The 12,142-nt window shown below is 66.6% G+C and carries 11 protein-coding genes; 8 read left to right on the forward strand and 3 right to left on the reverse strand.

Annotation, left to right across the window (positions count from 1 at the left end; genetic code table 11):
* Window positions 1-8 precede the first annotated feature (8 nt).
* Window positions 9-788 (reverse strand): SDR family oxidoreductase, encoded by a 780-nt coding sequence (locus WKW82_RS21250; protein WP_340344321.1) that lies wholly within the window; start codon window positions 786-788, stop codon window positions 9-11.
* A gap of 179 nt (window positions 789-967) precedes the next feature.
* Here WKW82_RS21250 and WKW82_RS21255 point away from each other — a divergent pair, with 179 nt between their 5' ends.
* From WKW82_RS21255 to WKW82_RS21290, 8 genes are read left to right on the forward strand one after another with little or no spacing between them, the layout of a single operon-like run.
* Complete coding sequence (locus WKW82_RS21255; RefSeq protein ID WP_340344322.1) at window positions 968-3,079, forward strand: 3-hydroxyacyl-CoA dehydrogenase NAD-binding domain-containing protein; 2,112 nt, start codon at window positions 968-970, stop codon at window positions 3,077-3,079.
* 20 nt (window positions 3,080-3,099) lie between these two features.
* On the forward strand, window positions 3,100-4,668 hold the full coding sequence (locus tag WKW82_RS21260; RefSeq protein WP_340344323.1) for a long-chain-fatty-acid--CoA ligase: 1,569 nt from the start codon (window positions 3,100-3,102) through the stop codon (window positions 4,666-4,668).
* A gap of 28 nt (window positions 4,669-4,696) precedes the next feature.
* On the forward strand, window positions 4,697-5,899 hold the full coding sequence (locus tag WKW82_RS21265) for a substrate-binding domain-containing protein (RefSeq protein ID WP_340344324.1): 1,203 nt from the start codon (window positions 4,697-4,699) through the stop codon (window positions 5,897-5,899).
* 6 nt (window positions 5,900-5,905) lie between these two features.
* Entirely contained in the window at window positions 5,906-6,691 is a 786-nt protein-coding gene (locus tag WKW82_RS21270) for an ABC transporter ATP-binding protein (RefSeq protein WP_340344325.1), read from the forward strand.
* Window positions 6,684-7,427 (forward strand): ABC transporter ATP-binding protein, encoded by a 744-nt coding sequence (locus WKW82_RS21275; RefSeq protein ID WP_340344326.1) that lies wholly within the window; start codon window positions 6,684-6,686, stop codon window positions 7,425-7,427. Before WKW82_RS21270 ends, WKW82_RS21275 begins: the two co-directional genes overlap by 8 nt.
* Window positions 7,428-7,434: 7 nt before the next feature.
* Complete coding sequence (locus tag WKW82_RS21280; protein ID WP_340344327.1) at window positions 7,435-8,490, forward strand: branched-chain amino acid ABC transporter permease; 1,056 nt, start codon at window positions 7,435-7,437, stop codon at window positions 8,488-8,490.
* Window positions 8,491-8,503: 13 nt separating this feature from the next.
* The gene (locus tag WKW82_RS21285) at window positions 8,504-9,574 is read left to right on the forward strand and encodes a branched-chain amino acid ABC transporter permease (protein ID WP_340344328.1); all 1,071 of its coding nucleotides are present in this window, start codon (window positions 8,504-8,506) and stop codon (window positions 9,572-9,574) included.
* The gene (locus WKW82_RS21290) at window positions 9,571-10,338 is read left to right on the forward strand and encodes a crotonase/enoyl-CoA hydratase family protein (protein WP_340344329.1); all 768 of its coding nucleotides are present in this window, start codon (window positions 9,571-9,573) and stop codon (window positions 10,336-10,338) included. The genes WKW82_RS21285 and WKW82_RS21290 overlap by 4 nt, the downstream gene beginning before the upstream one ends.
* A 90-nt stretch (window positions 10,339-10,428) precedes the next feature.
* Here WKW82_RS21290 and WKW82_RS21295 read toward each other — a convergent pair whose 3' ends face one another.
* The gene (locus tag WKW82_RS21295; RefSeq protein WP_340344330.1) at window positions 10,429-11,460 is read right to left on the reverse strand and encodes a nucleoside hydrolase; all 1,032 of its coding nucleotides are present in this window, start codon (window positions 11,458-11,460) and stop codon (window positions 10,429-10,431) included.
* A gap of 10 nt (window positions 11,461-11,470) precedes the next feature.
* On the reverse strand, window positions 11,471-12,142 hold a 672-nt coding region (locus tag WKW82_RS21300), incomplete at its 5' end, for a tripartite tricarboxylate transporter substrate binding protein (protein WP_340344331.1).

Consider the following 12,142-nt stretch of genomic DNA (forward strand, 5'->3'; position numbering starts at 1 on the left):
GCGGTGCTTCACGCCTGTGCGTGCAGCCGCCGCATGCCGCGAATCCAACGCTCGCGGTCCGTGGCCTTGCGCTCGATCTGCGCCTGCACGAAGTCATGCGTCAGGATCAGGAATCGCTCCTCGGCCAGGCCCTGCACAACGATGCCGGCCACCGCGTCGGGGTCGATCACGCCCTGGGACATCAGCGCGCGGCGCGCCGGGCTTTCGGCCTGGAGCAGGGGCGTGTCGACCGCGCCGGGGCAGAGGCAGCTCACGCGGATGCCGCGGTCGCCGTAGGTGATCGACAACCATTCCGCGAAGGCCACCGCCGCGTGCTTGCTGACTGCATAGGGCGCGTCGAACTGCGACAACAGGCCCGCGGCCGATGCGGTCTGCAACAGGTAGCCGCCGCCGCGCGCCAGCATGCGTGGCAGCAGGGCACGGGCGGCATGCACGTGGGCCATGAGGTTGATGTCAAGCACATGGCGCCAATCGGCATCGGGCAATTCGGGCCCGCCGGGGATGGTGGTGCCGGCGTTGCTGCAGAAGAGGTCGATGGGGCCGTGCCGGGCTTCGATGTCATTGATCAGCCCGGTGATGGTGGCCTCGCTGGACACGTCGACAGTGGCGGCGAGGGCACCGCCCAGGCCTTCGCTTCGAAGCCGGTCCACGAGCGCGTCGGCCCGCGCGCCATCGCGGTCGGCGACGACCACGACCCTCGCGCCTTCCACGACGAAGCGCCGCGCCATGGCGGCGCCGATGCCGCTTGCGCCCCCAGTGATGACGACCACCTTGTCCTGCAGGTTCATGACGTCGATCGTAGGCCTACGGACTTGCACGATCTTGCGCGCACTGGCTGACTGCCTTTCCTTCGCCACGCAACGCCGCGCCTGCACCTTGCGCGTCATGCCCACGGCTCGGGTCTGACCCCAGCACGGACAGCGTGTGGACGCAAGAGACATTCATCCCCCTTTGCTAGCCTGACTGGATGACTGACCCCGTCTCCCTCGACCGCCATGGCGACATCGCCGTCCTGCGCATCGCCAACCCGCCCGTCAACGCAGTGTCGTCCGGTGTGCTGGCAGGCATGGTCGCGGCGCTGGATGCCTTCGAGGCCGACCGCAGCTACGCGGCACTACTGGTCCATTGCGAAGGCCGTACCTTCGTCGCCGGCGGCGACATCAGCTCCTTCGACAGCCCCGATTTCACGGCCACGGTCTACAACGGCACGTTGATGCGGCTGGAGTCGCAAGACCGGCCCGTGGTCGCTGCCTTGCACGGCACGGTGCTGGGTGGCGGTCTCGAACTGGCCTTGGCCTGCCACTACCGCGTGGCCTTGCCGGGCACGCTGGTCGGGCTGCCGGAGGTCAAGCTGGGGCTGCTGCCCGGCTCTCTCGGCACGCAGCGCCTGCCGCGCGTGGCCGGCATCGAACTCGCGCTGGACATGATCGCCACCGGCCGCAGCATCAAGGCCACGGCCGCGCAGCGGGCCGGCATCGTCGACGAGGTGAAGGAGGGCGCGCCGCTCGAGGTCGGCCTGGCGTTTGCGAACGCGCTGGTGGCGCGGGGCGCCGGGCCGCGCCGCATCAGCGGGATCAAGGTGTCGCAGGTCGGCCTGCCGGCGGACTACTTCGAGCGCGCGCTCGACGAAGCCAGGCGCAAGAAGGCGTTCTACCCGTCAGCCCGCAACATCGTGCTGGCGGTGCAGGCCTCGACGCTGCCCTTCGCCGAGGGCGAAGCGGTGGAGGCGCGCCTGTTCGAGGAACTGCGCACCTCGCCTGAATCGAAAGCACAACGCCACCTGTTCTTCGCCGAGCGCCAGGCCGGCAAGATCCCGGGTCTGCCGAAGGACGTGGCGCTGCGGGCGGTCGCATCGGTCGGCATCGTCGGCGCGGGCACGATGGGCGGCGGCATCGCGATGAACTTCGCCAACGCCGGCATTCCGACGGTGCTGGTCGAGACCACGCAGGCCGCGCTTGACCGTGGCCTGGGCATCGTGCGCGCCAACTACGAGGCCAGCGCGGCCAAGGGCCGGCTCACCAGCGAGCAGGTCGCGCAACGCATGGCCCTTTTGCGCGGCACGCTCGACCATGAAGCGCTGGCCAGCTGCGACCTCGTCATCGAGGCCGTGTTCGAGAACATGGACTTGAAGAAGCAGGTCTGCGCCAGGCTCGGCGGCGTCTGCAAGCCCGGCGCGATCATCGCCACCAACACCTCGACGCTCGACGTCGACGTACTGGCCGAAGCCACCGGCCGCCCGGCCGACGTGGTCGGCATGCACTTCTTCAGCCCGGCCAACGTCATGCGCCTGCTGGAAGTGGTGCGTGGCGCGAAGACCGCGCCCGAGGTGCTGGCGACCGTCATGCAACTCGCCCGCAAGATCGGCAAGGTGGCCGTGGTGTCGGGCGTCTGCTACGGCTTCATCGGCAACCGCATGGCCGAGGTCTACATGCGCGAGGCGGAGTTCCTGATGATGGAAGGCGCGACGCCGGCCGAGATCGACGGCGCGGTCGAGGCGCTCGGCATGGCGATGGGGCCGTGCCGCATGCTCGACATGGCCGGCATCGACGTGGGTGCGAAGACGGTCATCGAATACGGCAAGGCGGGCGGCCTGCCGCCGGACGACAGCTACCGCGCCATGGTGCGCACGATGTTCGAACTGGGCCGCTTCGGCCAGAAGACCGGCGCGGGCTACTACCGCTACGACGGTCGCAAGCCCGTCGGCGACCCGGAGACCGGGCGGCTTGCCAGGGAACTGGCCGTCGCGCACGACATCGCCCAGCGCAGCGACATCAGCCAGCAGGAGATCGTCGAGCGCCTGCTGTACCCGCTCATCAACGAGGGCGCGAAGATCCTGGAAGAGGGCATTGCCTACCGCCCCAGCGACATCGACATCGTGTGGACCGCTGGCTACGGCTTCCCCGACCACAAGGGCGGACCGATGTTCATGGCCGACTACATCGGTCTGCCCGTGATCGCCGAGCGACTGCTGCACTACGGACAGGTGCGCGGCAACGCGTTCGGCTACTGGACCGTATCGCCGCTGCTCGCCGACCTGGCGAAGCGGGGCAAGCGCATCTCCGACTGGCACGCCGCGTGACTCCTACTCGAGAAACTCACATGGAAGACCTCACCCTCGTCCAAAGCCTGCAACGCCAAGCCGCGATCCGCCCCGACGCGCCGGCCTACCGCAACGGCGAGCGCTGGCTCACGTTCCGCGACGTCGACATCCACACGAATCGCATCGCCAACGCCCTCGCCGCGATGGGCGTGGGCCGCGGCTCGCGCGTGGCGGTGCTGACGAAGCAGCACATCGAATGCATCCTCCTGACGCTGGCCGCATGCAAGCTCGGCGCCGTGTGCATGCCGGTGAATTGGCGCCTCGCGCCGCACGAGGTCGAGTACATCGTCAACAACGGCGAGGCACCGTTCCTCATGGCCGATGCGGCCTTCATGCCGACGGTGCAACAGGCCGCCAGGCTGCCGCTGGTGAGGCAGCTGGTCTGTACCGAGGCACCGCAGGGCGACGTGCCCTCGTTCGTGCAGTGGTATGCCGATGCGAGTCCCAACCTGACGCCTGTCGAACTCGACACGCACGACGCCGCATTGCAGCTCTATTCCTCCGGCACCACCGGCCTGCCCAAGGGCATCGTGCTCTCGCATGCCGGCCTGCTGTCGACCAGCCGCGTGGTCGAGCGCGAATGGAAGTTCGAGCAGTCGAGCATCCTCGGCAACCCGCTGCCGGTGTTCCACGTCGCGGGCATGACGATGCTGTTGATGCCGTTGCAGAACGGCGGCCTGACGACCGTGTTCGCCGACTTCGATCCGGTGCAGTACCTGAAGGCTTTCTCGGCACACGGCATCACGCATTCCTTCGTCGTGCCGGCCATGCTGCTGTTCATGCTGCAGGTGCCGGGCGCCAAGGCCAATGACTATTCCGGCGTGAAGCTCATCGCCTATGGCGGCTCGCCGATCAGCGAGACCACGCTGAAGCAAGCCGTCGACCTGTTCGGCTGCGACTTCCTGCAGGTCTACGGGCTCACCGAAGTGTCCGGCCCCGCGACCTTCCTGTTTCCTGACGACCATCGCTCCGGCGATGCGGAGCTGCTGCGCTCGGCCGGTCGCCCCATCGGCGGCGGCAAGCTGCGCATCGTCGACCCGATCACGATGCAGGACCTGCCCGATGGCGAGGTCGGCGAGATCTGGATCGAGTCGGACCGCAATCTCAAGGAGTACTGGCGCAACCCTGACGCCACCGCGCAGGCTTACCCCGAGGGCCGCAACGCCAACGGTGGCTGGCTGCGATCGGGCGATGGCGGCTACGTCAAGAACGGGTACCTCTACATCAACGACCGCATCAAGGACATGATCGTCTCGGGCGGCGAGAACATCTATCCGGCCGAGGTCGAGAACGTGCTGATGCGCCATCCAGCCGTCGCCGATGGTGCGGTCATTGGCGTGCCCGACGACACCTGGGGCGAGGCGGTCAAGGCCTGCGTCGTGCTGCGCCCCGGCGCAGAGGTCGAGCCGCGCGACATCATCGATTTCATGCGCGCCAATCTCGCGCACTACAAGTGCCCGAAGAGCGTCGACGTCGTGCACGAACTGCCACGCAACCCGAGCGGAAAGATCCTGAAGCGCATCCTGCGCGCGCCCTATTGGCAAGGCCGCCAGCGCGCAGTCGCTTGATACACCCCCATCCCAAGGAGACAACTCAATGATGCTGACGAAGAGACTGATGGCAAGCGCCGCGATCGCGCTGGCCGCATGCCTGGTGCTGCCCGCGGTAGCGCAAGACAACAAGCCGATCAAGATCGCATTGATCGCGAGCAAGACCGGCCCGTCGGAGGCCTATGCGCGCGACACCGAGCGCGGCTTCCGGCTGGGCATGGAATACCTCACCGGCGGCACGATGACGCTGATCGGCCGCAAGGTCGACATCGTGGTCAAGGACGACCAGATGAAGCCCGAATTGTCGAAGGCCATGCTGACCGAGGCGCTGTCCGATGACAAGGCCGACATCGCCATCGGCACCTCGTGGTCCGGCGGCGCGCTGGCGATGGCGCCGGTGGCGGAGGAGTACGGCAAGCTGCTGATGATCGAGCCCGCCATTGCCGATTCACTCACCGGCTCGGCCTGGAACAAGAACTTGTTCCGCGCCAGCCGCAATTCCTTCCAGGACGCGCTCGCAAGCGCGGCCAGCCTAAAGGACGGTGACAACATCGCCTTCCTCGCGCCTGACTATGTCTACGGCCGCGACGGCGTGAAGGCCTTCAAGGAAGCGCTGGCGCTGACCAAGAGCAAGGCCAAGGTCGTGCAGGAAGAGTTCATCCCGCTGGCCACGACCGACTTCACCGCGCCGATGCAGCGCATCTTCGACGGCATGAAGAACGTCACCGGCAAGAAGTACCTGGTCGTGATCTGGGGCGCGCCGAACCCGATCCGCAAGATCTCCGAGCTGAACCCGGGCCGCTACGGCATCGAATTCCTCTCCATCGGCGGCGCCAACCTCGAGAACACCAAGCCGTGGAAGGGCCTCGACGTCACCGGCGGCACCTTCTACTACTACGGCTTCCCCAAGAATGCGATGAACGACTGGCTCGTCGCCGAACACCAGAAGCGCTACAACATGCCGCCCGACCTGTTCACCGCCGGCGGCTTCGTCACCGCGGCGGCCATCGTGGCCGGCGTGAAGAAGGCCAACTCGGTCGCCACGCCCAAGCTCATCGCGGCGATGGAGGGCATGGAGTTCGACACCCCCAAGGGCAAGATGACCTTCCGCAAGGAGGACCACCAGGCCATGCAGTCGCAGTACCAATTCAGGATGAAGAAGAACCCCACCAGCGAATGGGATCTGCTGGAACTGGTGCGTGAGATTCCGGCGTCGGAAATGCCGGTGCCTGTGACGGTCAAGCAGTGACCCTCCATGACCGCGGCGCTGTCTAGCACCGGCCTGGGCATCCGCTTCGGCGGCCATGCGGCCGTCGATGGCGTGACGGCCGCGTTCGGCGCGGGCACGCTCACCGCCATCGTCGGCCCCAACGGCGCCGGCAAGACGACCTACTTCAACTTGCTGTCGGGCCAGCTGCGTGCAAGCGCCGGCGCGGTGCATCTCAAGGGCGAGGACATCACGCGCCTGAGCGCCGCGCAGCGCACCAGCCGTGGCATCGGCCGCGCCTTCCAGCTCACCAACCTGTTCCCGCGCCTCACCGTCGCCGAGAACGTCCGCCTGGCCGTGCAGAGCCGCCACAGCGCCGGCTTCAACATGCTCGCGATGTGGCGTGGCCGGCATGACCTGATCGAGCAGGCCGAGCATTATTTGCAAGAGGTCGGCCTGGCGCACCGCCGCGCCGACGTGTCCTCCAAGCTGCCGCATGGCGACAAGCGCAAGCTGGAGGTCGCGATCCTCATGGCGCTGGAGCCGGAGATCCTGATGTTCGATGAGCCGACCGCCGGCATGAGCGTGGACGAGGTGCCGGTCATCCTCGAACTCATCCGCAAGCTCAAGGCGCGCGGCGACAAGACCATCCTGCTGGTGGAGCACAAGATGGACGTGATCCATTCGCTGGCCGACCGCATCGTGGTACTGCACAACGGTCGGCTGGTGGCCGATGGCGCGCCGGCCGAGGTGATGGCCTCGGCCATCGTGCAGGAGGCTTACCTCGGCGTGAAGCGGCCTGCCATGAAACGAGCGGAGGCCGTGCATGCCTGAGGCAACAGACAAGGACGCGCCGCTGCTCACGCTGCAAGCCGTGCACACGCACATCGGCGAGTACCACATCCTGCAAGGCGTCGACCTCGTCGTGCCGCGCGCCGGTCTCACGGTGCTCCTGGGCCGCAATGGCGCGGGCAAGAGCACCACGCTGCGCACGATCATGGGCCTGTGGCATGCGAGCGCCGGTGCGCTGCGCTTCGACGGGCACGACATCACCAAGGAGCAGACGCCCGATATCTCGCGCCGCGGCATTGCCTTCGTGCCGGAGGACATGGGCATCTTCTCGGGGCTGACGGTGCAGGAAAACCTGCGGCTCGCGGCCATCGGCGGGCGTTTCGACGAAAAGCGATTGGACTGGATCTTCGGCCTGTTCCCGGCGCTCAAGCGCTTCTGGCTGCGGCCGGGCGGGACGCTGTCGGGCGGGCAGAAGCAGATGGTCGCGATCGCGCGGGCCATCATCGAGCCGCGCAAGCTGCTGCTCATCGATGAGCCGACCAAGGGCCTCGCGCCCGCCATCGTCGACAACCTGTCGCAAGCCTTCCTCGAACTGAAGGCACATGACACGACGATCCTGCTGGTCGAGCAGAACTTTCATTTCGTGCGCGCGCTCGGCGACCACGTGGCTGTGATGGACGACGGGCGCATCGTGCATGCGGGCAGCATGCAGGCGCTGTCGGATGACGAGGCGATGCAGGCGCGCTTGCTGGGCTTGCATGCCGGCGCGGTGCACTAGGAACAACATGGCCAACACCCTTGCATCACCCGCGGCATTGCCGGAGTCCGCGCCCGCCGAGTCCACCGCGCTCGAAGCCCTGCCGGGCCGCAAGCGCGACCTGGTGCCGGGCATTCTCATCCTCGTCTTCATCGCGCTCGCTTTGCCGGTGGTCGGCAGTGTGCCGACCTGGATCACGCTGACCGTCGCCGCGCTCGCGATGGGCATGATGCTGTTCATCATGGCCAGCGGCCTCACGCTGGTGTTCGGCCTGATGGACGTGATGAACCTCGGCCATGCTGCCTTCGTCGCGGTCGGCGCCTACACCGCGACGCTGATGGTCGCGCCGCTCAAGAGTCTGCTGGAATCGGACCAGGTCGCGGCAAGCCTCATCGCCATCGTCGCGATCATCGCGGTGGCCATGTTCGTCACGGCCGCACTCGGCTGGGTCTACGAGCGGCTCTTCATCAAGCCGGTGTATGGCGATCACCTGAAGCAGATCCTCATCACCATCGGCGCGATGATCATCATCGAGCAGTTGGTGCTGGTGCTGTTCGGCGCCAACCAGATGCTGCTGCCACTGCCGGAGACCGTGCGCGGCTCCTTCGTGGTCGGCGACGTGGCCATCGAGCGTTACCGTCTGGTCGCGGTGGCGATCGGCCTCGTGGTCTACATCGGGCTCACCTTGCTCCTGAACCGCACGCGTGTCGGCCTGCTGATCCGCGCGGGCGTCGAGAACCGCTCGATGGTCGAGGCGCTGGGCTATCGCGTGCGCGGCATCTTCGTCGCGGTGTTCGTCGGCGGATCCGCGCTGGCGGGGCTGGGCGGCGTGATGTGGGGCTTCTACCGCGAGCAGTTCACCGTGGCCATCGGCGCGGAGGTGCTGGTGCAGATGCTCATCATCGTGATCATCGGCGGGCTCGGCTCGGTGACGGGTTGCTTCGCCGGCGCGATGCTGATCGCGTTGAGCACCAACTACGTGAGCTTCGTGCTGCCGGATCTGGCGCTGGTGTCGAACATCCTCGTGATGATGGCGGTGCTGCTGTGGCGGCCGCAGGGCCTGTACCCCGTGAACAAGCACTGACGCGGAGCACGCCATGCTGACAAGAATCCTCTCCGGCGACTATCCGCGCAGCCGCATCCTCACGGGGCTGCTGGTGCTGATCCTGTCGTACCTCGCGACCGCGCCCTTCCTGTTCTCCGGCGCGCGCTCGCTCAACGTGGCGGCCACCATCTGCGTGTTCGTCGTGCTGGTGGCTTCGTTCGACCTGCTGCTCGGCTACTGCGGGGTGGTGTCCTTCGCGCACGCGATGTTCTACGGCATCGGTGCGTACGGCGTGGCCATCGCGATGTTCAAGCTAGGGCCGACCTGGAGCGCGATGGCCATCGGCAGCGTGGCTGCGCTGTGCCTGTCGGTGCTGCTGTCCTTCCTCATCGCGCTCGTGTCGCTGCGCGTGAAGGCGATCTTCTACACGATGATGACGCTGGCCGTGGCCTCCGCGTTTGGCGCGCTGGTGATGCGGCTCGGCAACTTCACCGGCGGTGACGACGGCCGCACCTTCAAGCTGCCGGAACTGCTGACGCCGGCCTTCCGCCCCTTCGAAAGCGATGTCTTCGGCACCACCATCAACGGCAAGGTATTGACCTACTACCTGATCCTGGTGGCATCGGTGCTGCTGTTCCTGCTGATGCTGCGCGTGGTCAACTCGCGCTTCGGCCGCGTGCTCGAGGCGATCCGCGAGAACGAGTTCCGCGCCGAGGCGATCGGTTACCGCACGCTGTTCTATCGCGTGGCCATCAACTGCCTCGCAGCTGCGCTCGCGACCTGCGCCGGCATCCTGATGGCGCTGTGGCTGCGCTATGTCGGACCGCAGACGACGGTGGGATTCAACGTGATGCTCAATATCCTGCTGATGGCGGTGATCGGCGGGCTGGGCACGGTGTATGGCTCGGTGGTCGGCGTGGCGCTGTATGTCGTTGCCGAGAACTATCTGCAGAGCCTTATGGGTGGCGTGAGCGGTTCTCTGGAGTCGATCCCGTTGCTGGCGAAGCTGTTCCATCCGGACCGGTGGCTGCTGTGGTTCGGCGCGGTGTTCGTGCTGTCGGTCTACTTCTTCCCGAGCGGCATCGTCGGCAAGCTGCGCTCGACCCACAAGGATGCGTTGTGAGCGAACCCGTTCTCCTCCATACCGAAGCCCATGTGCTGGTCGTCACGATCAACCGGCCGCAGGTGCGTAACGCCATCAACCTGGCCGTGGCGCAAGGCATCGCGGCGGCGATGGACGAACTCGATGCCAATCCGGAATTGCACGTCGGCATCATCACGGGCGCGGGCGGCAACTTCTGCGCGGGCATGGACCTCAAGGCCTTTGCCTTCGAAGGCATCGAGCCGACGATCGAGGGCAGGGGATTCGCGGGCATGTGCGAGACGCCGCCGAAGAAGCCGCTGATCGCCGCCGTCGAAGGGCATGCCGTGGCGGGTGGCTTCGAGATCGTTCTCTCATGCGACCTCGTGGTGGCAAGTCGCGCCGCGAACTTCGGACTGCCCGAGGTCAAGCGCGGGTTGGTCGCGGCTGCTGGCGGCCTGATGCGCCTGCCGCATCGCATCCCGATGAGCCTGGCGATGGAGATGGCGTTGCTCGGTGATTCGATTCCTGCGACGCAGGCCCAGGCATGGGGCCTGGTCAACCGACTTGTCGAGCCGGGCGATGCGTTGCAGGAGGCCTTGGCGCTGGCCGCACGCATCGATGCCAACGCGCCGTTGGCCGTGGCGACGAGCAAGCAGATATTGCGCGACTCGCGCACCTGGACCGATGACGAGATGTTCGGGCGGCAAGGTGGCGCGACGCGGAAGATCGCCGATTCGGCCGATGCGCGGGAAGGCGCGGCTGCATTTGCGCAGAAGCGTGCAGCGGTTTGGAAGGGGTGCTGAAACCTGCCTCGGGCCACCGTTGCAGTCCCGGACGCATTCAGTGGGTATGTCGCTTCAAGGCAGGCACGTCGGCTTGTTCTTGAACAGGCCTCAGCGCCCGCAAAGCAGCTCGAGTGCAAGACGCTCCATGCGCGGGACGTCGATGTCGAGCACCACGTCCACCGCCTGTTCACCCAGTCCCGGGCCGCGCCCCACGGGCCAACTCAGGATGGCGCCGTAGTTGGCGGTAAAGGCCGTGTCCACGTCGACGGCCATGGTTTCGCGGCGCGTGGCCAGGCTCGGGTCGAGCCAGAGCGCCGCGGCCACTTCATCCCACATCGGCAACTCGCGGCCGAAGCGTCCGAGGTAGTCGCTCCATGGCATGCCGGCTGCCGCGGCGGCCGATTGGTGAGCAGCGGACCAGAGCGTTCGCGTCGTGGCATCGACCGGGATCTGCGTGATCCGCCGCCAGTCCTCCTTGAGCACCAGCGATGCCGCCTCCGGGTCCCAGCGCAGATTGAATTCCTGCCGCGGGTTGTGGCGGTATTCCTGCGCGAAGTGGTTGTCGGCCGGCACCGGGTTGAAGCTGCCGCCCATGAAGAAAAGCTCGCCGGCCAGGCTCGCAAACTCGGGGTCGAGGCGTGCCGCGAGCGCCAGATTGGTCATCGGTCCGGCGGCCCAGATGCTGACTTCGCCCGGATGGGCACGCACGCTGCGCACCATGAATTCAGCGGCACTTCCGGGTGCCGGCAGGGTGGTCGGCGTGCCTTCGGCCAACTCCGGCACGAACCGCGGCTGCGAAGGATGCGCGCCGGGTCGCGGCCTGCCGTCGTAGAAGCGCTCCGTCCATGCGCCTTTCCAGAACAGTTGGCCGTGTAGTCCTTCCCATTGCAGCATCCGGCGCTGCGAGTTGAGCAACGGGAACATCGCACCACGGAACACCGGCACGTCCGTGCGCCCCGCGATCTCGAGGAATCGCAGCGTATGGGCCAGGTTCTCGTCGCACCACCCGTCGCCGCTGACGACGCAAATGCCCAGCACCTCGACATCCGGTGCCTGCAGCAGCATCAAGATGGACTGCAGGTTGGTCGATGCCGGCCCATGTGCATCCTGGTCGATGATGATCTTGCGCTTGGTATTCATGGTGGATGGCTTACTCGCGGATGAGCGGTGCGAGCTTCTTCAGCACGGGTTGGAGGCGTGCCGCGGTCTGCTTGATCGAATCCGCGAATTGCGCGGGTGTCTGGGTGAGGACGAACTGGCCTTGCTCCTGGATGCGATCGCGCAGTTCCGGCATGCGAAGCGCTTCGTTCACGATGGCGTTGAGCCTTGCCACCACGTCAGGCGGCGTGCCCTTGGGCGCATGGAAGCCGGTCCAGCTGGGAACCACGAAGTTCGGCACGCCCTGCTCGATGAAGGTCGCAGCCTCTGGGAACTGGGCATAGCGCTTTTCCGCCGGGACGCCGATCACCTTGAGCTTGCCGTCCTTGATGTACGGCTGGGCGGCGGCCACGGACATCCAGCCCAGGGAGATCTGGCCACCCAGCATCTCGGTGAGCAGCGGCACCTCGCCCTTGTAGGGCACGGCATTGAGCTTGATGCCCGTCTCGCTTTCGAGCCACGCACCGGCCACGTGCGGGAGGCTTCCCCCGCCCCAGGTGCCGTAGGCGATGTCGCCCGGCTTGGCCTTGGCCATTGCCACCAGTTCCTTGAGGTTGTTGGCCGGAAAGTCCTTGCGCGCCACCAGCAGCGGATAGGCGACCGTGATGCTGGCGACCGGCACGAAGTCGGCTTCGTTGAACGTGGCAGCCGAATTGATCACCGG

Source organism: Variovorax rhizosphaerae (genome assembly GCF_037889975.1).
GTDB classification, from domain to species: domain Bacteria; phylum Pseudomonadota; class Gammaproteobacteria; order Burkholderiales; family Burkholderiaceae_C; genus Variovorax; species Variovorax rhizosphaerae.